Source organism: Haloplanus natans DSM 17983, assembly GCF_000427685.1.
GTDB classification, from domain to species: domain Archaea; phylum Halobacteriota; class Halobacteria; order Halobacteriales; family Haloferacaceae; genus Haloplanus; species Haloplanus natans.
Window position 1 is genome coordinate 947,401 of record NZ_KE386573.1, and the last position, 21,542, is coordinate 968,942.

A 21,542-nucleotide genomic window follows, 5' to 3' on the forward strand; every position below is an offset into this window, starting at 1 on the left:
TATGTCATATATGTCCGGGGCGGTTCTTCGTGGTTGGGAACGAGGCCCACCGTGGAATCGTCGCGGCGCTCCGGGGTCTGACGAACACCGACGCCAGGACCACTCAGCGGCGTCGGTAGACGCTCACCGCGAATCGCACGGAGTGCCATCGCTACGGGCGTAGCGGCGGAAAAAGACGAACTGCGTCCGTCGCTCCGAACGCTGGGTCGTTAGTTGCGGACGAGGTTCGTCGCGCGCGGACCCTTGGGAGAGTCCTCGACATCGAACTCGACGTCCTGACCCTCTTCGAGGTCCGGACCGCCAACGTCCTCCATATGGAAGAACACGTCCTCGTCGTTGTCGTCGTCAGTCGAAATGAAACCGTAGCCGCCAGTGTCGTTGAAGAAATCAACGTTGCCTCGTACCATTACAAACAAACGTTGGTCTCTACACGACATAACACTTCCGCGGATCGAGCTACCACGACCCCCGCGTACCTCAGACCGCGAGGCTATGCCGCGATCGAGAGGATTGTCCAACCTCGCCCGGCGCTCACGTGTCGACACCCACTCGGTCGGTTCCTACCACCGCCGGTGGCGCGACGCCGCCGACCCGACCACCCTCTCAGCAGATGAAACTCGTGTCACATAGTTGTGGTTCGGCCCGACGATACGTAGTCGGGAACATACTGTGCACAAGAACGTCGGTCGTATCAAATTAAGCGTAAAGAGTGAGGCGTGGTGATTTCGTAGTGTTCTATGCCAGAAATCACTCGCCTCAGCGACGGTAGCGACTGGATCGAATTAGATTCTGTGGCGCGTCGATGGACACCCAACTTCGCGATGCGGCTCGGTATTCGGATGCACGTGCTGGATTAACATTTTCGAATACCATCTCGATACTCAGAAAACGCCGCCCCAACCATCAGACTGAACGCACCCTACTAACCACTACTGCGTGACCTCCGAGGATCAATGGGCTTGAAAGTCCCTTTTGAAATGGGGCAGTAACATGGCTTTCGTGGATAGGTGGGGATTCCTGTCGCGTATGGCATGTCGCAGTTATGGGTGTCACCCATTCCCCTTGCCTATCAACCCCGACTGCCCCCATCGGATCATGATTCAAGAATAACATAAAATTTGTGTAAAAATAGACATTAAAGACCATTATCTTTTATTCTCCGAATATATACCGTACATTTATCCAAAACACAGAATATATGTGACGAAGTCGGCTTCATTTTGTTCTCTCCTACGTAGATTGTCGAGTGATGGTTGAGTGCGTCGACGGGGACGTATTCTCCCGGCGGCGTTTCCTGTGAACCCCCGGTATTCGTTCATCCGAGCCTGGAACGCTTCGGCGGCAGTTTCAGAGTCCTCCGGAAGATTGGATACCTTCTTCAGTACTCGTGTTCCGGCTGTGTTGGCATAGCGAGGTGTGTACGCAAGCCGTGGCGTCCTGAGAAGCCCCCGGTGATTCACTCGTCAGGGAGAATCTGACCGCCACCATACAACGGCAAGCCCTCCGATACTCTATATAGAAATGACAGATCACAGTGGCGTATTTTTACGATTGTATTATAAAAATATCAGCTCTGATAGTGATGCGAGAAGTTATAGTGTTGTTGTTCTGATTATCATAGTAAATGGCTCTCATTAGACAAACAAATCGGTCCATACGTGTTCTTCACGTCGACGATCAGCCGGATTTCACAGACCTAACTGCGACGTATCTGAAACGTAATGACGACTCGTTTTCTATCGCTGCTGCCAAGAGCGTGGACGGAGCTCTCGAACGTCTCCGTGAGACGGATTTTGACTGCATTATTAGCGATTACGATATGCCGGAAAAAACGGGACTCGACTTTCTCGAAATCGTCCGAGAGGACTATCCTGATCTTCCATTCATTCTCTTTACTGGCAAGGGGTCGGAAGAAGTGGCGGGCAAGGCTATCTCCGCCGGCGCAACTGATTATCTGCAGAAGGGGGCCGGAAGCGACCAATACTCCTTGTTAGCGAATCGCATTCGAAATTACGTTGATAAATCACACGCACAGAGGCAACGTGAACGGCAGTTAGAAGCGATTAAAAATGCTCGTGAACCGATCAGTATCCTCAATGATGACGGCGAGTTCGTCTACGTAAATACGGCGTTTGCCGAGCTGTACGGGTACAGCGAAACCGAACTGCTCGGCGAGCATTGGAGATTGCTATACCCCGATGAAGAGATACCGCACGTTCAAGAACAGATCCTTCCCACAGTCCATTCTCAGGGGTACTGGCACGGACAAACGACAGGGCTTCGAGCGGATGGAAGTACCTTCGTCGAAGACCACATCATCTCTACGACGGGCAGGGGAGATCTCGTCTGTACCGTCCGTAATGCCACCGAGCGAGACGAACGGGAACGGACGCTCAAACGCTACGAGACGCTTATCAGGGCGCTGAACGACCCCGTCTACGCACTCGATGCCGACGGCAAATTCACGTTCGTCAACGACGCGTTTGTGAATCTCGTCGGATACGAGCGAGAGCGGATTCTCGGGAGTACGCCGGGACTCATCAAAAATCGAAATGACGTGGAGACGGCCGAACGGAACCTTGCCAGCCTTCTGTCGTCAACGGGGCCGGAGAGCCTCGTATTCGAAGTCGAGATTCAGCCGAAAGACGGCGACCCAATCTACTGTGAAGATCACATGGGCGTCCTCCCGTACGAGGGTGACGAGTTCGACGGGTCAGTCGGCGTGCTTCGAGACATAACCGAGCGAAAAGAGCGAGAGCGCGACTTACAGCGGTACGAAGCGATCATCGAAGCGTCGGGTGATCCGGTGTATTCCCTCGATAACGACGGTCGGTTTACCTTTGTGAACGAAGCCGGGGTCGAAATGACGGGATACGATGAGGAGAAACTTCTCGGAGAACATATCTCGATCATCATGGAGGAAGTGGATATCGAACGAGGCAAGCAGTTGATCGATTCTCTCCTTGCGAGCGAGGGGACATGGGATACCTTCGAGATGGAAGTGATAACCCGAGATGACGAGCGGATTCTGTGTGAGAACCACCTCGGGTTACTTCCCGAGAGCTGTGAGTACAGCGGGACAGTCGGTATCCTCCGCGATATAACTGACAGAAGTCAGCGAAAGCGGGAACTTGAACGACAGAACGCGCGATTAGAAGAGTTCACCAGCGTCGTCTCTCACGACCTCCGAAACCCACTTTCGGTCGCAAAAGGACGACTGAAGGCCGCCCAAGACGAGTGCGAGAGTGAACATCTCGATCATGTTCAATCCGCTCATGAACGGATGGAGGCGTTGATCGAGGACCTACTCACACTCGCTCGTGAAGGCGAGGCAGTAACTGATCTTGAACAAGTCGACCTCGGGAGTGTAGCCGCGAATTGCTGTCATGCTACCAGCGAGGCTGAGGGAAATCCATGCATCGCCACGGACAAGATCATTCGAGCGGATCGGAGCCGCCTACAACAACTGTTGGAGAACTTGTTTGCTAATGCGGTCGAACATGGTGGTGAGGATGTGACGATCACGGTCGGTGATTTCGACAATGGGTTCTTCGTCGAAGATGATGGGGTCGGAATCCCCGAATCGGAGCGTAGTCGAGTATTGGAAGCCGGCTACTCCACATCAGCGGAGGGAACAGGGTTCGGACTCGGGATTGTCAAACAAATCGCGGAAGCACATGGTTGGGCGGTGGATGTTACTGAGAGTGAGAGTGGTGGGGCACGAATCGAGATTACCGATGTAGAGTTCCTCTGATTTAGCTGGAATGCAGGCGCTAAGCCCCCACGCTCCACGGAGCGACCGCAGGGAGCAGAGTAGGGTGGGGATACAGCGCCGTCTTCGGTTGTTTTCCGTGCGCTTCAACGGGTTTACTACTCCTGTAGTCGGAAAGAGTAGTACGATGCTCGCCACGTCTCCGGCGGTGTTCAAGCGCGACAAGAAGCGCGCACCGTCGGTTGTGGTCGAGTGTCGGTAGGAGTGGGACACTCCGAACCGCCGATAAAGGGAAATCGCCTGCGGAGTCTGGAACCGCTGTGTCCACCCCGGATGCACGTTCCCACGCAGAAACAGGAAGCCCCGACCTCAACAAGCGAGGGCCGGGTAGGCCCGAGCGCGGTAGGTCGGGGTAGTTCACACAACTCCGATCTATTACACGGCCATTACAAGCTCCCGAAAATCCACTCAGTAATTGTTCGGCTTACTTGTCTATACAGAAGACTACATCTTGACGATGTTCTGACTTCTAACAAACCCCCGTCGCCTTTCTCTTCTATACCCAAAAGATCTCACGAGAGAGAAATGTATCTCCCTGCGTTCTCTGAGCGATTCGAGTTTGTTGTACGCTGTCTTCTGCGCCACGCCAAGCGCCTCTGATACCTCGCTGGTTGTTCGAGGCTCCGTATCGGGGAACAGCGCAAGCACGGCGTCGACCCCCAACCGTTCGACGGTTCAAATGAAACGGTCGACCTGCATCTCAGAAATGGGAGAATGCTGTCGCTGCACGGTAGCGGTTTCGTGCGGTCGGTCTTCAAAAGATGAAGACCGAGCGTTCGAGGGATGGGCCAACGCGGATTTGAACCGCGGACCTCCCGGTTATCAGCCGAGCGCTCAACCTGACTGAGCTATTGGCCCAGGCGAGCGCATCAGTTGCTTGCGCAGTCGGTTGTTTAAGCGTTTCTTTTCGCGTCCCCTCGAACGACTTACTCGTCGTCGACGCGGTACGACCCGCTGTCCACGTCGTAGACGTCGTCGTCGTAGGCGTCGCCCTCGTTGGGAAATCCGGCGGTGTAGACCCGGCCCGAGACGAACCCCCCGCTTTTCTTGTCGAGATACGGGCCGACGACGAACCGTTCGAGCGCGGCCCGGATCGGCGCGCGGGTCAGCGGCACGCCGATGAGGAAGCCGATGGCGTCGGTGACGAGGCCGGGCGTGAGCAGGAAGGCGCCCGCGGCGACGAGCAGGCCGCCGTCCATGAGTTCTTTCGTCGGCACCTCGCCCGTCGCGAGCTTTCGCTGGAGGCTGTGGATCGTATGCCGCCCCTCCGCCCGGACCAGCAACATACCGATCAGGCCGGTGAGGACGACCAGCGCGACAGTCGCCGGGGCGCCGATGCTGTCGGCGACGACGACGAGAAACAGGGCGTCGGCGAGGGGGATGAGCAACAGGAGCGCGAAGACCCAGCGCAGGCGCATACTGGCTCATACCGGGTGACCGCCCATAGCCCTTTTGACGTGGTGTGTGGTTTGGATCGATTCCGTACCGACCTCGAACCGACGACGCCGTCCTCGCCGTCTTCGACCACTCCGCAACGCATCGGGGACGAAGCCCTTAGGCCCGCCCGCCACCGAGAGCCGGTATGACCGACGGGACGCGCGTCGAGTGGCGCGACTGGGGCGAGGCGGCGTTCGACGAGGCCCGCCGCCGGGGCGCGCCGGTGTTGCTCGCGCTGACGGCGACGTGGTGTGGGGACTGTCACGAGATGGACGCCCGAACCTACGGCGAGCCACGGGTCGCCGCCAACCTGAACGACGGGTTCGTGCCCGTCCGGGTCGACGTGGACCGCCACCCGCGGGTGCGCGAGCGCTACAACGTCGGCGGTTTCCCGTCGACGGTGTTCTGTACGCCCGACGGAAAGCGCATCGCCGGCGCGGGCTTTCTCGGCCCGGACGGTATGCGCCAGGTGATCGACCGGGTGCGCGAGCGTTGGGACGCCAGCGGCGCGGACGCGGGGCGGGTGCCGCGCGCCCTCGCCGGCGACCCCACGCCCGCCGGCGAGGTGACGGACCGGATCGAAGCGCACCTCGCCGGCCAACTCGACGCACAGTTCGACGACGAGTTCGGCGGGTGGGGCGACGCGCCCAAATTCCCGCTTCCCCGAACGATCGAGTTCGCGCTCAAACGCGACCGGGCGAAGGCTCGCCAGACGCTCGATGCCGTCACGCGCGGCCTCTTCGACGAGGAGTCGGGCGGTTTCTACCGCTACGCCCGGACGCGGGACTGGGGCGATCCGGACCGGGCGAAACTCCTCGCGGACAACGCGGCCCTCGTGTGCGCGTTCGCTCACGCCTACTGTTACACGGGCGAAGACGCGTACCGCCGGCCCGCCGACCGGACGGTCGAGTTCCTGATCGAGGCGCTCTGGAACGGGTCGGCGTTCGGCGGGAGTCAGGGGCCGGGCGGCGACGATGGGACCGCCCCGCGGACGGATCTGACCGCCTACGCGGGTTCGAACGCCCTCGCGGTCGACGCCCTTCTGGTCCTCGCGGCTTATACCGACGCCGAACGGCCACGCGAGTACGCCCGCCACACCCTCTCGACGCTCCGCACGGACCTCGTCGACGACGGCGTCGTCCGCCACTGGGACGACGAGTCCGCGCCGACGCTCGTCCTCGCCGATCAGGCCCGGACGGTGGCCGCGGGCGTCCGCGCGGCGCAGGTGCTCGGCGACGACGACGCCCTCGCGATGGCCCGCCGCGTCGCCGATCGGACGGTCGAGGCACTCGTGGGCGACGGCGGCGCCTTCCACGACGGACCGGCCGTGGGCCCGGGGCTCCTCGACCGGCCGCTACGCCCCCTCGACGGCAACGTCGCGATGGCCGACGCGTTACTGGACCTCGCCGCCCTGACCGGCGAGTCACGGTACCGCGAGGTGGCTCACGACGCCGTCGCGGCCTTCGCGGGCGCGTGGGACCGGTTCGGCGTCCAGGTCGCCGGCTACGGCGCCGTCGCGGCCAGGCTCCGCAACGACGCCCTCACCGTCGACGTGGCGGCCGACCCCGGCTCCGACCTCCATCGCGCGGCCCTGCGGGTCGCCGACCACGAGAAAGTCGTCCGACCGGCCGCGACGGGGCCGGCGTCGGGGACGGCCGTCGTGGCCGTCGGCGACCGCTCTCGAACCGTGTCGACGCCGGCCGCCCTCGCCGACGCTGTCGCGGCGCTCGCCGAGTAGCGTCGTACCGCGGCAACATAAACGGCCGATTCGTTTTTATTGCTCCACCGCGACGCCGACGTATGGCGTCACTCCGAGATCTCGGCCTCTCGAAGTACGAATCCCGAACGTATCGGGCCCTCCTCGATCAGGGAGCGGCAACGGCGAAAGAGTTGTCGTCGTCGAGCGAGGTGCCGATGGGGCGGATCTACGACGTGCTCAACGGGCTGGAAGGCAACGGATTGGTGCGGAGTCAGGCGGCGAGTCGGCCGAAACGGTACGTCGCGGTCGAACCGGATACGGCGCTCGATCGGCTGGTCGAGATCCGCCGGCGCGAACTCGAACAGCAGGCGGAGCGATACGAGTCGGTCGCCGACGACCTCGCCGACGACCTCGACACGGTCGACTCCCTCGAAGGGCAGTTCTGGACGGCGGCGGTCGGCCCCGACGAGACGGTCGAACTCCTGCTCGAACGGCTCTCTGCCGCCGACGAGGAGATCCTCCACGTCTCGGGGCTTCCGTCGCCACAGATCGACATCGGTACGGTCGGCCAGCGAGTGCTCGATGCGTTCGCGTCGGCGCTCGACCGGGGCGTGTCGGTGTCGCTGCTGATCGATCCGGCGCTCGTCGAGAGCGTTCCGGACGGCCTCAGGGAAGCGTACGCCACCCGCCTCGGCGACCGCGAGCGGTACGCGAGTCGAACGTCGGCCGGCATCGACGGCACCTTCACGCTCATCGACGGCGAGGAGGCGTGCATCGAGGTGCCGAACCCCCTCGATTCCAGCGAGGCGTTCGCGATGATCGACCTCAAGGACGTGGCCTTCGCCGCCGACGTGCGGGCGGTGTTCGAGGAACAGTGGGAGGAGTCGACGCCGCTCGAATTCGGCGACGAGATGCGGCCGCGCTGAGTGCGGGCGGATCGGTAACTTCGACGAGTCGCCGGTGTCACGGGACCGGCGGACGACCTCTCATAGTGATTATTGTACGTCTTCACCGGTGGTTCGCCAGAACGGGTCGGCGAACCACCGGTGACCAGTGACAATACACACTATCAGGCGCCGACTTCGTCGCGGAGCGCTTCGAGCGTGAGTTCGCGCTCCGCGTGGGCGTTGTGCTGGTGGATCGACTCGTCGTTCGACTGCTTCATGTGGATCACCGTGTCGTCCGCTAGGTGGTCGAACTCCTCGACGACGGACTCGGCGAGCGAGCGCACGCAGTCCTCGACGAACTTGGCGTTCGCGTGTGCGTGGTAGGTCATGTGGTCCTCGTCGGGCCGTTTCGCGAGGTTGTAGATGCGGGCGCTCATGGCGTCGCGGGCAACGTCGATCACGTCCCGCAGGTCGACGTCCGGCGAGCCGTCGCTCGTGACGGTGAGGGTGGCGTGGCCCCGCTGGGAGTGGCCGGGCTGGGGCACCTGATCGAGGAACTCCTCGGTCGTCTCGTCGTCGACGCCGAGATCGAGCAGCGTCTCGCGGGCGCGAGACTCGGACATCCCCTGCGAACAGGGACAGACCGTCATCCCGGTGACGCGGGCGCCGATCTCCTCGCGGGTGCCCTCGTCGGTGGCGACGGCGCCGGCGATGATCGTCGCGGTGTTCTGGGTGGCGAGGCCGGAGGCCGGCGTCGACTCCCGGGTGATGTAGTCGGCCTCCATCCGTACCTCCGCCGTCGACGTGTAGTCGTGTTTGTCGAGCAGTCGCTCGGCCACGTCGCCACACACGTCCTCGACGCGGTAGGAGGATTCGGCGACGGCCGCCTCCAACGTCTCGTCGATCACCTGCATGTTCCGGCTCATGTCGATACCCTTCCGACCGCCCGGCAGATCGACGAACACCTCGAACTCGGCCATCAGGACGATAGGTCGTTTCCCGTTCCGGTCGAGTTTGACGAGCTTCTCGACGCCCGTCACTCCGACCTGGCTGAGTCCGACGGTCACGTCGGGCTGGCTTGCCTGTACGTCAGGCAACTGGTGACTCATCGAGTGTCGGCAAGGCCCGGCCGTGATTATGGCTTTCGGTCCCCCGAGTGTCGGTGTCGACACCGCCAGTAGCGGCCGGCTGGTGCCGACACTTTTCACCCTAGCGCGCCGAGGAGTGAACAGTGAACTCTTAGGAGTCCGTCATTAACTCGCGGCATCCCGAGACGACCCGTGGCGACGAACGGGGGGAGAACGGACGTGTCCGGTGACGACGGCGGCCGCCTCCCGACACCGATGGCGCTGTGCTGTCGGCCCAACGCAAGACGCTGGACCGGCTCGCCGAGGCGGCCCACCGGACCGCGGCCCTCCCGGACCGCGTCGCCGACGACATCGGCTCCTGGCCCGAACACTCCACGACCGGGCGCGGCGGCTGATCGGCGCCGACGAGGCGAACTGACGGCCGCCGATTCCCAGCCGGTAAGAACGGGGGAATCGATTACGACATCCGACTGTCAAGTAACGCGGTATGACGATCGACGACCTCGCCGACTACGGGATGGTTCGGATGGACGACGAGGAGATTCGTGCGTTGCTGTCGAGTCACAGCATCGGCGTGCTCGGCCTCCCGGGAGACGGTGCCCCCTGTCTCCGGCCGATGTCGTACGGCTACGACGCCGACGCCGAGGCGCTTTATTTTCTCTACATCGTCGGTTCGGGGAGCCACAAGGCGGCGTCGAGCGACCGGGCCGACGAGGCCAGCTTTCTGGTCTACAGCGCCGAGACGCAGTTCAACTGGCGGAGCGCGTTGCTGACCGGTACCATCGACGCGACGGCCGAGGACGACATGGACGCCGTCGCGGACCGCGTGACCCTGCCGTGGCAGCCGGACCTGTTCCGACGGGCGGGCGCCGAGGAGCGAACCCGGCTCTACCGGTTCGAGATCGCGGACTGGACGGGGCTCAAACACGTCGGCCTGCCGCCGGCGTTCGCGGCCGACGAGGAGGCCTGATCGACCGTTCCCTTCTCCGGTATCTTGTCACGACGGTGGCGACACGGGCGCGCCGCCGTCGTCCGCCGGATATCGATAATCGACGTACTAAACGCCGTCGTCTGTCGATAACTCGCCGGGCGGAGCGCCCCCTGATTTTATGTGAACACTGAAACATCACTGCGTAGTGTGAGACCGAACCACACAAAGACGCGCAACCATGCGACGAAATAACAGTACACACGGACGTGTCGACTTGTGGAGGAGACGGCGTCGTGGGACGGTCACGCCCACGAGTCGGGGGTGTGCGCCATGATCGTCGGCGTGCCGGGCGAGACGGCGGCCGACGAGACCCGGGTCGCGATCACGCCCCCGGTGGCGAAGAAGTTGGTCGGGGGGGATCTGACCGTCCACGTCGCGAGCGGTGCGGGTGAGGGGTCCGACTGGTCGGACGCGGACTACCGCGACGTGGGCTGTGAGGTCGTTGACGACCGCGAGACGGTGTTCGAGCGGGCCGACGTGATCTGTCAGGTCCGGGGGCTGGCGGCGAACGCGGACGAACCGATGGACCCCTACCGCGACGGACAGATCGTGATCGGGACACTCGGCCCCTACGACCTCGGCGACGAGACGTACGACGAACTCGCCGCCCGGGAGGTGAGCGCGTTCGCCCTCGAACTCATGCCGCGGATCAGCCGCGCACAGAGCATGGACGTGCTCTCTTCGATGGCGAGCATCGGGGGGTACAAGGCGGCGCTGGTCGCGGCCGAGCAGTTACCCAAACTCTTCCCGCTGGAGATGACCGCCGCTGGCACCGTCCGCCCGGCGGAGGTGTTCGTGATCGGCGCGGGCGTCGCAGGGCTGAAAGCCATCGCGACGGCCGAGCGTCTCGGCGCCTCGGTGAAGGGGTACGACATCCGACTCGAAGTGAAACAGGAAGTCGAGAGCCTGGGCGCCGACTTCGTGGAACTCGATCTGGAGACGGAGGGTTCGGGTGACGACGAGGGCTACGCCGTCGAGATGGGAGAGGAGTTCTACGAACAGCAGCGCAAGGAACTGGGTCGAGTCGTCCCGGAGTCGGACGTGGTGATCACCACGGCGGCCATCCCCGGCGCACCCGCGCCCGAACTCGTCTCGACCGAGATGATCGAGGGGATGGACGAGGGGTCGGTGATCGTCGACCTCTCGGCGCCGACGGGCGGCAACTGCGAACCCACGGTCGCCGGCGAGACGGTCGAACACGGGGGCGTGACGATATACGGCCCCACGAACCTCCCGGCGACCGTCGCCCACACCGCGAGCCAACTGTTCGCCAACAACCTGTACAACTTCCTGGATCACCTGCTCGACGAGGGTGAACTCGTCCTCGATACGGACGACGAAATCGTCGACTCGACGCTACTCACACACGATGGACGGATACGACGACCCCACGAAGGTGGCGGTGACGAGGCGGCGGACGAAGACGAATCCGAGACCGGCGACGACGGCGAACCGGCGGAGGGCGAGGCCGATGCGTGAGACGGTCCGCCGCCGGTCGCAACCGCCCCTCGGAAGCGGCGGCGACGAATCCGGGACCGGGGACGACGCTCCGTTCGGAGGAAAGCGATGACGTTCGTCCAGAATCTCACCTTTTTCGTCCTCGCCGCGTTCGTCGGCTACGAGATCATCACGAAGATTCCGACGAACCTCCACACGCCGTTGATGTCGGGTGCGAACGCCATCTCGGGCATCACGCTCATCGGATCGGTCGTCGTGGCGGGGTCGGGATCGACGACGCTCGCGACGGGACTCGGCTTCCTGGCCGTCGTCATGGCGACGATCAACGTCGTCGGCGGCTACCTCGTGACCAACAGCATGCTCGATCAGTTCCGGAGCGGCGACGACCGCCGGCGCGAACGCGGAGGGGGTGACTGATGGTGGCCATCCTCGGCGGCCTCCCGCCGTCCGTGCTCGCTTTCGTCTACCTCGTCGCCGGCGTCCTGTTCATCCAGGGGCTTCGCGACATGACCCACCCGCGGACGGCGCCGCGGGGGAACCTTATCTCCGCCGCAGGCATGGCGCTGGCGGTGGGGATCACGGTGCTCGTGACCGACATCCTCTCGCCGGTCCTGCTCTTTGCCGGCCTGCTCGTCGGCGCCGCCATCGGCGTCTGGCTGGCGGTCACGGTGGAGACGACGGAGATGCCACAGCTCGTCGGCCTGTTCAACGGCTTCGGGGGCGGCGCCTCCGCCCTCGTCGCCGGCGCCGAACTGATCGACATGTTCGGCGCCGGGTCGTTCCAGATCGGTGTGACGGCGACGGCCGCGCTCGCGGGCATCATCGGCTCCGTCACCTTCTGGGGCAGCCTCGTCGCGGCCGGGAAACTCCACGGCGTCGTCGACGATTCGGCGGTTCGGTACGACGGCGAACAGATCGTCAAGGCGCTGTTTCTCGCCGTCGCCCTGCTCGCCGGGCTCCACCTCGTTGCTCGTCCGAACCTGCTCGGCGCGGTGCCACTCGCGGGTTGGGTGCCGTCGTACTGGGTGCTGGTCGCCGCGGCGTCGGTTCTCGGCGTCCTGCTCGTCATGCCAATCGGCGGCGCGGACATGCCGGTCGTCATCGCCCTGCTCAACTCCTACTCCGGGCTGGCGGCCGCGACGACGGGCTTCGTCCTCGACAACTCCGTGCTGATCATCGCGGGGACGCTCGTCGGCGCCTCGGGGCTGATCCTCACCGTCATCATGTGCGAGTCGATGAACCGCTCGCTGGCGAACGTCTTCTTCGGTGGCCTCGGCGAGGCCGACGGGGACGACGACGGGGAGATGGCGGACATCTACGAGGGTAACATTACCTCCACCTCGGCCGAGGAAGTGGAGATGATCCTCGACGTGGCCGACCGCGTCGTCATCGTGCCCGGCTACGGCATGGCGGTCGCGCAGGCCCAACACGCCGTCGCCGAACTCGCCGAACTGCTCGAGGGCGAGGGCGTCGACGTGGAGTTCGGCATCCACCCGGTCGCCGGCCGGATGCCCGGCCACATGAACGTCCTCCTCGCCGAGGCGGACGTGCCCTACGATAAACTCCGCGAGCTGGAGGAGATCAACCCGACGTTCTCGCAGACGGACGTGGTCATCGTCATCGGCGCGAACGACGTGGTGAACCCCTCGGCCAACACCGCGGATTCGGGCCCCATCGCGGGAATGCCCGTTCTCAACGTCGGCGAGGCGCGGACGGTCATCGTCAACAAGCGGAGCCTCAGCCCCGGCTTCTCCGGGGTCCCCAACCCGCTCTTTGCACAGGACAACACGAATATGCTGTTCGGCGACGGCAAGGAGACGATGCAGGAACTGGTGAACCTCTACAAGGAGAACCACTAAGACGGGCCCGCTGTGTGTCAGTTCCGGCGGTCGCCACCCGGATCGGTGGCCGCCGGCACACGGGGACACTCGTTCGTCTGAACGACTCCGTCGTCGCGACCCGTTCCGGCGAACCGTGCGAAACCTTTATGATTATTAATGATAACTGTTGTCATATGTCACGCGCCGTGGACTCGGAGTACGACGTGAACAGAACGGATACGGTGCCAGAGACGGCCCGAGTGCGTCATTTCGACGAACTCGACGATTCGGCACAGGAGTATCTGTTCACCGTCGCGGAGGGGGCCTCGCCGCGGGACCCGAGCAACCTCTCGGGGTTGAACGAGGGCGACGTCGTCGTCTTCACCGACTACTACCACGTCGAGTAACGGATCGAAGCCGTTTTGTCCGGTCCGGCGAGAGGTCGAGTATGGATAGCGGCGGGACAATGACGCTCGCGTTCGAGTTCGACGCGCTTCAGGCGCTGGCCGACCCGAACGCCGTGTTCGACGACGCCCGGCAGTGGACCGAATACGTGGGCGTCCTGAGCGACGAACCGACGTACGTCGTCACCAACTTCACGCGCAAGCGGCGCCTGCGCCAGGACTTCTTCTCCGGGCCGCGTGGCGTCGATGAGAGCCTCGACAACGTCCGCGACCAGTTCGAAACCGACCGTCACGTCTTCATCGGCACGGCCGACGACGACCGCGCGACCGCCGAGGCACACGGCTGGGAGTATCTCGACATCGAGGAGGCGGCGGAGTTCGCCGAGTGGGAACTCGGCGAGGAGGAAAAAGAAGACCCGTTCGAGACGGAGACGCGGGACGACTGGCCGTAGTTACTGTTCCTGCGCCGGCGCCAACTCGTCGATGTCGACGGATTTCTCCAGCAACACGTCTTTCTGGTCCGCGACGACCCGCTCTTCGCGCATCAGCTTCTTGTAGGCGCTCTGGGGCGAGAGGTCGCCGATCAACACGCCGCCGACGATCTTGCCGTCCTTGAACGCCAGCCGCCGCCACTCGGTCTCGGAATACTTCCGCTCGCACTCGTCGTCGCCGATGGTCGGGTGGCCAAAGGAGAGGAAGGGGAAATCGAAGTGGGTGATGGAGTACGAGGAGACGAAACGGAAGGGTTCGGAGCCGGGGTCGAGCATGTTCTTCGCGGCGATCGTACCCTGCGATTTGGCGCTGTCCCACGACCCGTTCTGGGCGCGTTCGCCGAGGATCGTGTCGTGATAGCGCGTGATGTCGCCCGCGGCGTAGATGTCGTCGACGTTCGTCCGCATGTACTCGTCGACGAGGATTCCGCCGTCGTGGTCGACGCCCGTCCCCTGGAGAATCTCGGTGTTGAAATCGAGGCCGATGGCGATGCCGACGAAGTCGCCCTCGTAGCGGTCGCCGTTGGGGTCGATGGCGGCGGTGACGTGGCCGTCCTCGTCCGTCTCGAAGTGGTCGACGCCGCTCCCGAAGACGGGTTCGACGCCGCGTTCGCGCATCGCCTCGTGGAGGATCTCCGCGCCCTCCGTCGAGAGGGCGTAGCGCCACCAGCAGTCCCCGCGCATCAGATAGTGGGCCTCGACGTCCTGTTCGCCACAGATGGCCGCGAGGTCGATCCCCAGCAGCCCCGCGCCGACGACGATGCCCGTCTCCGCCGCCTCCGCGTGTTCCCGGATCGACCGGGCGTCCTGAAACGTCCAGAAATGGTGGATACCCTCGGCATCGCTGTTCTCGACCGGCAACTGCGTCGGCGTCCCGCCCGTCGCGACGAGGAGCTTGTCGTACTCGATCACCTCGTCCTCGTGGGTTCGGAGGCGGTGGCCGTCGGGGTCGACGTTCGTTACCAGCGTGTCGAGTCGCAGGTCGATGTCACGGTCCTCGTACCACGAGGGCTCGTGGATGGAAATCGGCATCTCCGGGAGCTTGCCCTTCGCGAACTCCTTGATGAGAATGCGATTGTAGAGGGCTTCCCCCTCGTCGGTGATGACGGTGATCTCGGCGTCCGGCGACTCCTCGCGTAGCGTCTCGGCCGCCGAGCTCCCCGCGATTCCATCACCGATGATCACATACGACTGACTCATACCCCGACGTTTGGGGGTACGGGTTAATGTCGGTTGCTATCCGCGAAATTCGCCTCGATCCCGGACGGGACGCCCGTCGTGCCACCGTTGGGTTGAAGGCCGGACGAACCTAACGACGCCCGATGAAACTCCGTCAGAACGTCCGCCACTTCGCCGCGAAGCAGGCGCTGACCATGCCCGTCGTCGGCGAGAAGGTCCGCGAAAAACTCGTCGATCTTCACGTCGACGTCTTCGGATCGAAGGCCACCGAGGGTCGCCGCGCGGAACGTGAACCCCGACTGGAGTCTTTCTTCGACTATACCTTCGACACGTACGTCGACGCCTTGGACGAGGGCTTCTCGGAGGCGAATGCCCGCGAAATCACCCACATCCAAGCCAACTTCGAGTTCTACAACCACGGCTGGACCGAGATGATGGAGTTCCCGGCCGACGAACTTCAGGATCATTACGACCGCTACGCCGACTTCTTCGAACGCCACGGCATCACCATCGCCGACCCCCTCGGCGAGTACGGCGGCGACCTGCCCGACGCGCCGTCGACCCCCGAACGCATCGAAAATCCCGTCCATCCCCACGCCGAGGGCGGCTTCGCCGACGACGTGTACGTCGAGGACGGCGAGGGCAACCTCGTCGTTGGCGGACAGGAAGAACCCGATGATGTGGACGTCTCCGTCGCCCCCGGCGCGGACGACGAGGAGGAAACGGCCTAGTCCTCGGCGATCCGGTCCGCACACGCAAAGCCCGCGACGATTCCGCCGTTCAGGCTCCGTTCGGGGTACTGCGCCCGACTCGCCATCCCCGCGTAGTAGACGCCGTTACCCACGTCTTCCCGCAGGTCGTACGGCACCACCATATCCAGATACCCTCGCTCGTACACCGGCGCCGCACGCGGGTTGCGCGCGACGCGGAAGTCGCTCACGCCGTCGGGGTCGAAGTCGGGGAACATCTCCTCGATATGCCCGAGCCACGTCGCCCGTAACGCCGCGTCGTCCATCCGCCACACGTCCTCCGAGGGGTCCTGGACGTAGCTGGCGACGTAGCACAGGTGGTCGCCGCCGTAGCGCGCCGGCGACACGAAGTTCGTGTGTTCGATCAGCGCGCCGAAGGGCGCGTCGTGGGCGACGTTGAGCCAGTACGTCTCCGTCAGCGGTTCGTCCATCGTCACGACGGCACAGACGGCGCCCTGAAAGTCGATGTCGCAGGTGTAGCCCGTCAGTTCCTCGAGGACGTTCGGCATCGTCGCGACGACGACGCCGTCGGTCGGACGGGTCTCGACGCCCGACTCGGTCTCGACGGTGATCGACGCGACTTCGCCGTCCCGCACGTCGAGGTCCGTCGCCCGCGCCCCAGTCACGACGGTTTCGCGACCCACTCTGTCGACGAGGGCGTCGATCAGGACGGCGAACCCGCCCTCGAAGTAGCCGAGGATCTCGCCCCGTAGCAGGTCGCGCTCTCCCCGGAACTTGATGCGGCCCAGCAGCCACGCGGCGCTCACGTCGTCCTTGCGGTCGCCGAACTTCGCGTCCAACAGCGGCTCGAAGAAGTTCTCGTAGACGCCGCGGGTTGTGTGTTCGAGGAGAAAGTCCTTGATCGGCACGTCCTCGAACGCTTCGAGGTCGTCGTACGTGTCGAAGCGCGGCCAGCCGCCACGCACGTCGATTTCGAGGGTCAGGAGGCCGAGTCGAAAAGTGTCGTAGAGGCTCAGGTGGGGGTAGGCGGCGATCTGTGGCAGGGTGTCGAGGGGGTGGACCACCCCGTCGACGTAGTAGGCGTTCTTGCCCACCAGCCACTCCACGCGGTCGCCCAGTCCGAGTTCGTCGGCCAACTCGACGATAGTCTCCTCGGATTTCGAGAGGTGGTGGTAGAACCGCTCGATGTCGTCGCCGGCGGTTTCGTAGGTGGCCGCCAACCCGCCGAGGTCGTCGCTCGCCTCCAGCACTGTCGCTTCGTATCCCCGCTGCTGGAGTCGATACGCGGCGGCGAGTCCGGCGATGCCGCCGCCGACGACGTGGATCATACACTCCCTGTGGCGAGCGCCGGTAAGTGAATTGTGGATTATCGACCCGCGCCCACGCCCGGATCGGTCAGATCCGCCGCGAGCACGAAGTCGGGGTCGCCGCTCACGTCCGCCCGCGCCGCCGCGGCGTCGGTGACGAAGCGCGGCGTCTCGGGGAGCAGAAGTCGCGCCCGGCCGGCGTTCAGGCGGGCAGCGTCGCGCGCGACGGCGTCGACGACCGCCCGCGCCGCGTCGAGGTCCGCCCACGCGCCCACCGCGTACTCCGTCCAGCGGTCGTCGTCGGCCTCGAAGGCACGGTTCCGGATCGCCAACCCTCGCGTGCCGTCGCCCTGGACGACGAACAGGCCGTCCGCCTCGGCCGCCCGCTCCAGGTCGGCGGGCCGCAGTTCCGAGAGCGTCCACGCCTCCGAGGGGTGGGTCGTCAGTCCGCGCAGGTGGTCACGGGCCGCCGAATCGCTCCAGAACGTCCACCCGGCGTCGGGATCGGCGCACACCTCGAGCGCGGGGTCGGCGGCCGCGTCGGCGTCGATCCGCGCCCACCGGACCTCCGTGGCAGGGTCGAAGCCGAGGCTCCGCGCGAGGCCCAGGCTGGCGACGTTCCACGAGAAGACGAGGTTGCGACAGACGACCGCGCCGCGCTCGCGCGCCCACGACAGGATCGCGTTCGTGAGCCGTCGGGCGAGCCCCCGGTCCCGGTAGTCGGGGTGGACGCGAAGCGCCTGCACCCACGCCTCACGATCCGTGAGGTGAACGCCCTGGATCACGCCGACCGCGTCCCCGTCGTCGGCGACGAGCGTCCGCTTCGCGTCGTCGTCGCTCTCGGCCCACGCCCGGAAGGTTCGGGGCAAGTAGTCCTCCAACTCCCGCTCGGGCCACGTATCGCGAGTAAAGGCGACGACGTCGTCGTGGTCCTCGACGCGGGCCGGCCGGAGGGTCAGGTCCACGGCACCGACCGCGGCTGCAGTTCGCCGACGAGGGACTCGCCCATCGCGGCCGCGGGGGCCGAACGGTTCGCCAGCACCCACATCAGCTTCGCCGTCGCCGTCTCGGGCAGGGTGTCGCCCGCCTCGACGACGCCGGCGTCGAGCAGGTCGCGGCCGGTGTCGTACACTCGGTCACACACCCGGCCTTCGAGACACTGGCTCGTCATGGCGACGGTCGTTCCGCCCTCGACCAACTCCTCGATGCGGTCGATCCAATCGGTCGCGACGTGGCCCAGGCCGGTCCCCTCGATGACGACGCCCGCGGCGTCGTCGAGGTAATCGAGGGCGGCGGGGTTCATGCCCGGCGTGAACTTCACGAGTTCGACGCTCGTCTCCAGGTCGGGGGCGATACTGAGGTCGGTTTCGCCGCGTTCGGGGCCGTCACGGCGGAAGCTGACCGTTTCGCTCTCGTACTCCACCTCGCCGATGGGCTTTGCGCCGACCGTCTCGAAAGCGTCCCGGCGCGAGGTGTGGTTCTTGCGGACCCGCGTCGCGCGGTGGAGCGCGCAGGCGTCGTCGCTCGACGAGCCGTGCATACAGAGAAGCACCTCGGCCCGGTCCGCCGTCGCCGCCTCGACGGCACAGACGGCGTTCATCACGTTGTCACTGGAGGGGCGGTCGGCGGAGCGCTGGCTCCCCGTGAACACGACCGGGACCGGAGTGTCGAGCATGAACGACAGCGCTGACGCCGTATACTGCATCGTGTCTGTTCCGTGCATGACGACGACGCCGTCCGCACCGGCCTCTATCTCCTCGTAGATGGCCGCGGCGAGGTCCTGCCACACCGCGGGCGTCATGTTCTCGGAGAGGATGTTGGCGACGACGCGGCCGCGGTAGTTGGCGCGGCCGGCGAGATCCGGCACCGCGCGAAGCACGTCCTCGGCGTCGAACTGCGCGGTCACCGCGCCGGTTCGGTAGTCGACGGTCGAGGCGATCGTGCCGCCGGTCGAGATGAGCGAGACGGTCGGCAGGTCGTCGTCGAACTCGATGGTCGACGAGTCTCCCTCGCCGGCGCCCGCACCCGCCACGTCGTGGGCGTCGCGTTCGAGCACGTCGACCGTGGCGTCCGCGCGGTCGATCCCGACGTTGTACCCGCCCGGTAGCTTCACGACGAGGTGGTCGGCCGTCGTCGACGGCATGAGGACGCCCTCGTTTGCGACGCCCCCGCGTTCGACGCGGACGCGATCCCCTGGATTCATACGCCGGGCTACCGCCCGCGCGGACTTGAATCCACTCGTTGCGGGCGGCGCAAGCGATTTGCCCTTCCGACCCCGAGTCCGCGTATGCGCCGCCCCGATATCGTGAGCGACGACGCGGACGATTCGGCCGATGCGCCGTCCGGCGGCCGATTCCGAATCGGCCGCCGTGTCCGCCGACTCTTCTCGCTTCGAACGTTCCTCGTCGCCCTCCTCCTCTCGGTCGTCGGCCTCGTCGCCGGCGGCGCCCTCCCCGTCGTCGGCTACCTGGGCCGCTTTTTAGGCGTCGCACTCGCCGCCTTCGCCCTCGCCTTCCTCGTCGGGGGTCGGCGGTACGTTGAGGCCGGTCTCGCCGGCGCTCTCGCGTCCGGCCTGGGGTTCGTCCTCGGGACGCTCAACTCCGCGCTCTTCCCCGTCGTCGCCGACTACGGCCTGCAGATCGCGGGCGTCGGGACGACCGCCGGCCTCCTCGCGGCGCTGCTCGGCCACTACCTCGGTCGCGACCTGAAAGCTGGACTGACCAGAGAACTCACGTAACCCGCCACTCGTCACCCCGCTGGCTCACCAGCCCGCGGTCCGCGAGCGTGTTCAGCGCCCCTCGGACGGCGTCGGCCGGGGCGTCGACGACCTCGACGATTTCGGCCGTCGTCGTCGACCCCGTCGCCACCGCCGCCAGCACCTCGGCGTGGAACCGGCTGTCGGCGTCGACACCGAGATGGTCGTTCAGGCGGTCCAGTACGTCCGTGATCCGGCCGTACACCCACCGCTGGGCCAGGGACAACTCGTTTTCGAGCGCCTGTAACTGGTCGAACGCCGTTGCGAGATCCGCCACGTCGTCGTCGGTCTCGCCCGGCGCGTCGAGCGAGACGTGTCGACACCGCCCGTTCATGTCGAGGCTGGGGCTGGCCGGATAGGCGCTTTTCGTGCCGAACCCGTACGGCGAGACGCTCACTTCCAGCCGGAGGTTCCGTGAGATGTGAAAATACTTCCGTCGCTGGTCGTCGGTGTGACTCTCGACCAGTCCGGCCTCCTCGAGTCTCCGGAGGTGGTCGATCACCGCCTTCGGACTCACGCCGAGATACTCGCTGATCTCGGTGACATAACAGGGTTTTCGTGCGAGTAATCGCAGGATCCGCCGGCGGTTCTCGTTGCCGAGGAGATCGAGTAGTACCGCCGAGTCCATGACGTGAGGTAAGCGTCGGTAGGTGAAAAGGTCTGCGCGTGCCGACGCCGACTTCACGCGAAGACGACGACGGCCGTGCTGGGCTCGACGGCGTACGGCGACACCGCTCGGTCGCCGCTGAAGCGGATCAGCTCCCCCGCATCGAGCGTGTGCGTCTCGTCGTCGAGTGTCAGTTCCAGCCGTCCCGACAGCAGGTGGAAGACGACGTTCGAGTCCTCGTGCGTGTGTCGGGGGATGCGCTCGTCGGCGTCGAGAGACAGCCGAACCGTGCGCGGGCGCGGCGTCTCGAACACTTCGGCGTGGGGGCGATCAGTCAGGTCGGCGAGGGTCGTGCGCTCGGGCATGCCCGTGGCTCCCGGCCCGTTCCTCGTAACGGCTTCCCCGAACTGGATCGGGGGTGCCGGAACACGGTTTTTGTGCCCGCCCCGCGTACGTCGTGGTATGCCATCACACGTCCTCGTTCCGTTCGACGGCACGTCGCAGTCGCGGGCTGCGCTCACCTTCGCCACCGAAGAGTGGCCGGACGCGTCGGTCACGCTGCTGTACGTCGTCGATCCGGTCACCGCCGGCTTCACCCAGCGAGCCCTCCCCGGAAGCTCCGAAGCGTGGTACGAGAACGCCCGCGAGACGGCGCGCGAGCGATTCGACGAGGCGCGGGAACTCGTCGGCCGCCCCGTCGAGACGCGCATCGAGGTGGGGAGCCCCGCCCGCGTCATCGTCGACGCCGCGGGCGAGGCGGCGTACGACCTCGTCGTCCTCGGAAGCCACGGCCGCGAGGGCGTCTCCCGCGTCCTGCTCGGAAGCGTCGCCGAGGCCGTCGTCCGACGGTCGCCGGTGCCGGTGACCGTCGTTCGGTAACGTGCCCCTGATACGGCGTGTCGTATGGATTTCCCGGCTGTTCGCTGGTCCACCGCTA

General features: G+C 65.0%; 22 protein-coding genes and 1 tRNA gene. 13 read left to right on the forward strand and 10 right to left on the reverse strand.

What is annotated here, in order from left to right:
• Positions 1–209: 209 nt before the first annotated feature.
• Entirely contained in the window at positions 210–407 is a 198-nt protein-coding gene (locus tag HALNA_RS07025; RefSeq protein WP_049935685.1) for a cold-shock protein, read from the reverse strand.
• 1,217 nt (positions 408–1,624) lie between these two features.
• Between HALNA_RS07025 and HALNA_RS07030 the strand changes: the two genes are divergently transcribed.
• Positions 1,625–3,754, forward strand: a complete 2,130-nt coding sequence (locus HALNA_RS07030; protein ID WP_049935686.1) for a PAS domain S-box protein — start codon at positions 1,625–1,627, stop codon at positions 3,752–3,754.
• An 802-nt stretch (positions 3,755–4,556) separates the two neighbouring features.
• Here HALNA_RS07030 and HALNA_RS07035 read toward each other — a convergent pair.
• Positions 4,557–4,630 (reverse strand) — tRNA-Ile (locus tag HALNA_RS07035).
• A gap of 68 nt (positions 4,631–4,698) precedes the next feature.
• Positions 4,699–5,190 carry an FxsA family protein gene (locus HALNA_RS07040; RefSeq protein ID WP_049935687.1) on the reverse strand — a complete coding sequence of 164 codons (492 nt, stop codon included), beginning with the start codon at positions 5,188–5,190 and terminating at the stop codon, positions 4,699–4,701.
• Positions 5,191–5,354: 164 nt separating this feature from the next.
• On the opposite strand from HALNA_RS07040, the gene HALNA_RS07045 reads away from it, so the two are divergent.
• Together HALNA_RS07045 and HALNA_RS07050 are read left to right on the forward strand one after the other, a co-directional pair.
• The gene (locus tag HALNA_RS07045) at positions 5,355–6,947 is read left to right on the forward strand and encodes a DUF255 domain-containing protein (RefSeq protein WP_049935688.1); all 1,593 of its coding nucleotides are present in this window, start codon (positions 5,355–5,357) and stop codon (positions 6,945–6,947) included.
• Between the two features lie 62 nt (positions 6,948–7,009).
• Positions 7,010–7,834, forward strand: coding sequence for a TrmB family transcriptional regulator (locus tag HALNA_RS07050; RefSeq protein ID WP_049935689.1), 825 nt, complete (start codon positions 7,010–7,012; stop codon positions 7,832–7,834).
• Between the two features lie 143 nt (positions 7,835–7,977).
• On the opposite strand, the gene mptA is transcribed toward HALNA_RS07050, so the two are convergent.
• Positions 7,978–8,904: a GTP cyclohydrolase MptA gene (gene mptA / locus HALNA_RS07055; protein WP_049935690.1), complete on the reverse strand. Its 927-nt coding sequence runs from the start codon at positions 8,902–8,904 to the stop codon at positions 7,978–7,980.
• A 242-nt stretch (positions 8,905–9,146) separates the two neighbouring features.
• On the opposite strand from mptA, the gene HALNA_RS21345 reads away from it, so the two are divergent.
• The 7 genes from HALNA_RS21345 to HALNA_RS07085 all read left to right on the forward strand — a co-directional run bounded on the left by HALNA_RS21345 (position 9,147) and on the right by HALNA_RS07085 (position 14,008).
• Positions 9,147–9,278, forward strand: a complete 132-nt coding sequence (locus HALNA_RS21345) for a hypothetical protein (protein WP_281172104.1) — start codon at positions 9,147–9,149, stop codon at positions 9,276–9,278.
• Positions 9,279–9,370: 92 nt separating this feature from the next.
• Positions 9,371–9,853 carry a pyridoxamine 5'-phosphate oxidase family protein gene (locus tag HALNA_RS07060; RefSeq protein WP_049935691.1) on the forward strand — a complete coding sequence of 161 codons (483 nt, stop codon included), beginning with the start codon at positions 9,371–9,373 and terminating at the stop codon, positions 9,851–9,853.
• Between the two features lie 237 nt (positions 9,854–10,090).
• The gene (locus tag HALNA_RS07065) at positions 10,091–11,353 is read left to right on the forward strand and encodes an NAD(P) transhydrogenase subunit alpha (protein WP_211226001.1); all 1,263 of its coding nucleotides are present in this window, start codon (positions 10,091–10,093) and stop codon (positions 11,351–11,353) included.
• A gap of 87 nt (positions 11,354–11,440) precedes the next feature.
• Positions 11,441–11,749: an NAD(P) transhydrogenase subunit alpha gene (locus tag HALNA_RS07070; protein WP_049935692.1), complete on the forward strand. Its 309-nt coding sequence runs from the start codon at positions 11,441–11,443 to the stop codon at positions 11,747–11,749.
• Positions 11,749–13,191 (forward strand): NAD(P)(+) transhydrogenase (Re/Si-specific) subunit beta, encoded by a 1,443-nt coding sequence (locus HALNA_RS07075; protein ID WP_049935693.1) that lies wholly within the window; start codon positions 11,749–11,751, stop codon positions 13,189–13,191. The genes HALNA_RS07070 and HALNA_RS07075 overlap by 1 nt, the downstream gene beginning before the upstream one ends.
• A gap of 155 nt (positions 13,192–13,346) precedes the next feature.
• Positions 13,347–13,559, forward strand: coding sequence for a hypothetical protein (locus HALNA_RS07080; RefSeq protein WP_049935694.1), 213 nt, complete (start codon positions 13,347–13,349; stop codon positions 13,557–13,559).
• A gap of 41 nt (positions 13,560–13,600) precedes the next feature.
• Positions 13,601–14,008, forward strand: coding sequence for a DUF7124 domain-containing protein (locus tag HALNA_RS07085; protein ID WP_049935695.1), 408 nt, complete (start codon positions 13,601–13,603; stop codon positions 14,006–14,008).
• Here the strand turns inward: HALNA_RS07085 and HALNA_RS07090 are convergent, their stop codons facing one another.
• Positions 14,009–15,247, reverse strand: coding sequence for an NAD(P)/FAD-dependent oxidoreductase (locus HALNA_RS07090; protein ID WP_049935696.1), 1,239 nt, complete (start codon positions 15,245–15,247; stop codon positions 14,009–14,011).
• A gap of 122 nt (positions 15,248–15,369) precedes the next feature.
• Here HALNA_RS07090 and HALNA_RS07095 point away from each other — a divergent pair, with 122 nt between their 5' ends.
• On the forward strand, positions 15,370–15,957 hold the full coding sequence (locus HALNA_RS07095) for a DUF6149 family protein (RefSeq protein WP_049935697.1): 588 nt from the start codon (positions 15,370–15,372) through the stop codon (positions 15,955–15,957).
• Here HALNA_RS07095 and HALNA_RS07100 read toward each other — a convergent pair.
• Genes HALNA_RS07100 through gatD form a run of 3 tightly spaced genes read right to left on the reverse strand, consistent with a single transcriptional unit; the run spans position 15,954 to position 19,446 of the window.
• Positions 15,954–17,264 (reverse strand): NAD(P)/FAD-dependent oxidoreductase, encoded by a 1,311-nt coding sequence (locus HALNA_RS07100; protein WP_049935698.1) that lies wholly within the window; start codon positions 17,262–17,264, stop codon positions 15,954–15,956. The two genes, HALNA_RS07095 and HALNA_RS07100, sit on opposite strands and share 4 nt — an antisense overlap.
• Positions 17,265–17,302: 38 nt before the next feature.
• The gene (locus tag HALNA_RS07105) at positions 17,303–18,208 is read right to left on the reverse strand and encodes a GNAT family N-acetyltransferase (RefSeq protein ID WP_049935699.1); all 906 of its coding nucleotides are present in this window, start codon (positions 18,206–18,208) and stop codon (positions 17,303–17,305) included.
• On the reverse strand, positions 18,199–19,446 hold the full coding sequence (gene gatD, locus HALNA_RS07110; protein ID WP_049935700.1) for a Glu-tRNA(Gln) amidotransferase subunit GatD: 1,248 nt from the start codon (positions 19,444–19,446) through the stop codon (positions 18,199–18,201). The genes HALNA_RS07105 and gatD overlap by 10 nt, the downstream gene beginning before the upstream one ends.
• Before the next feature lie 84 nt (positions 19,447–19,530).
• On the opposite strand from gatD, the gene HALNA_RS07115 reads away from it, so the two are divergent.
• A complete protein-coding gene (locus HALNA_RS07115; protein ID WP_049935701.1) occupies positions 19,531–19,980 on the forward strand; it encodes a hypothetical protein in 450 nt (149 codons plus the stop codon).
• Here the strand turns inward: HALNA_RS07115 and HALNA_RS07120 are convergent.
• Positions 19,973–20,626, reverse strand: coding sequence for an ArsR family transcriptional regulator (locus tag HALNA_RS07120; protein ID WP_049935702.1), 654 nt, complete (start codon positions 20,624–20,626; stop codon positions 19,973–19,975). The two genes, HALNA_RS07115 and HALNA_RS07120, sit on opposite strands and share 8 nt — an antisense overlap.
• Before the next feature lie 53 nt (positions 20,627–20,679).
• Entirely contained in the window at positions 20,680–20,970 is a 291-nt protein-coding gene (locus HALNA_RS07125; protein WP_049935703.1) for a cupin domain-containing protein, read from the reverse strand.
• 97 nt (positions 20,971–21,067) lie between these two features.
• On the opposite strand from HALNA_RS07125, the gene HALNA_RS07130 reads away from it, so the two are divergent.
• Positions 21,068–21,484: a universal stress protein gene (locus HALNA_RS07130; RefSeq protein WP_049935704.1), complete on the forward strand. Its 417-nt coding sequence runs from the start codon at positions 21,068–21,070 to the stop codon at positions 21,482–21,484.
• The last annotated feature ends 58 nt before the right edge of the window (positions 21,485–21,542 follow it).

What these genes read in the sequence shown, in the direction of transcription:
- HALNA_RS07070 (WP_049935692.1), top strand. Translation starts at nt 11,441, where the DNA reads ATGACGTTCGTCCAGAATCTCACCTTTTTCGTCCTCGCCGCGTTCGTC.
- HALNA_RS07085 (WP_049935695.1), top strand. Translation starts at nt 13,601, where the DNA reads ATGGATAGCGGCGGGACAATGACGCTCGCGTTCGAGTTCGACGCGCTT.
- HALNA_RS07125 (WP_049935703.1), bottom strand. Translation starts at nt 20,970, where the DNA reads ATGCCCGAGCGCACGACCCTCGCCGACCTGACTGATCGCCCCCACGCC.
- mptA (WP_049935690.1), bottom strand. Translation starts at nt 8,904, where the DNA reads ATGAGTCACCAGTTGCCTGACGTACAGGCAAGCCAGCCCGACGTGACC.
- HALNA_RS07050 (WP_049935689.1), top strand. Translation starts at nt 7,010, where the DNA reads ATGGCGTCACTCCGAGATCTCGGCCTCTCGAAGTACGAATCCCGAACG.
- HALNA_RS07060 (WP_049935691.1), top strand. Translation starts at nt 9,371, where the DNA reads ATGACGATCGACGACCTCGCCGACTACGGGATGGTTCGGATGGACGAC.
- HALNA_RS07080 (WP_049935694.1), top strand. Translation starts at nt 13,347, where the DNA reads ATGTCACGCGCCGTGGACTCGGAGTACGACGTGAACAGAACGGATACG.
- HALNA_RS07030 (WP_049935686.1), top strand. Translation starts at nt 1,625, where the DNA reads ATGGCTCTCATTAGACAAACAAATCGGTCCATACGTGTTCTTCACGTC.
- HALNA_RS07115 (WP_049935701.1), top strand. Translation starts at nt 19,531, where the DNA reads ATGCGCCGCCCCGATATCGTGAGCGACGACGCGGACGATTCGGCCGAT.
- HALNA_RS07040 (WP_049935687.1), bottom strand. Translation starts at nt 5,190, where the DNA reads ATGCGCCTGCGCTGGGTCTTCGCGCTCCTGTTGCTCATCCCCCTCGCC.
- gatD (WP_049935700.1), bottom strand. Translation starts at nt 19,446, where the DNA reads ATGAATCCAGGGGATCGCGTCCGCGTCGAACGCGGGGGCGTCGCAAAC.
- HALNA_RS07075 (WP_049935693.1), top strand. Translation starts at nt 11,749, where the DNA reads ATGGTGGCCATCCTCGGCGGCCTCCCGCCGTCCGTGCTCGCTTTCGTC.
- HALNA_RS07025 (WP_049935685.1), bottom strand. Translation starts at nt 407, where the DNA reads ATGGTACGAGGCAACGTTGATTTCTTCAACGACACTGGCGGCTACGGT.
- HALNA_RS07100 (WP_049935698.1), bottom strand. Translation starts at nt 17,264, where the DNA reads ATGATCCACGTCGTCGGCGGCGGCATCGCCGGACTCGCCGCCGCGTAT.
- HALNA_RS07130 (WP_049935704.1), top strand. Translation starts at nt 21,068, where the DNA reads ATGCCATCACACGTCCTCGTTCCGTTCGACGGCACGTCGCAGTCGCGG.
- HALNA_RS07045 (WP_049935688.1), top strand. Translation starts at nt 5,355, where the DNA reads ATGACCGACGGGACGCGCGTCGAGTGGCGCGACTGGGGCGAGGCGGCG.
- HALNA_RS07090 (WP_049935696.1), bottom strand. Translation starts at nt 15,247, where the DNA reads ATGAGTCAGTCGTATGTGATCATCGGTGATGGAATCGCGGGGAGCTCG.
- HALNA_RS07120 (WP_049935702.1), bottom strand. Translation starts at nt 20,626, where the DNA reads ATGGACTCGGCGGTACTACTCGATCTCCTCGGCAACGAGAACCGCCGG.
- HALNA_RS07095 (WP_049935697.1), top strand. Translation starts at nt 15,370, where the DNA reads ATGAAACTCCGTCAGAACGTCCGCCACTTCGCCGCGAAGCAGGCGCTG.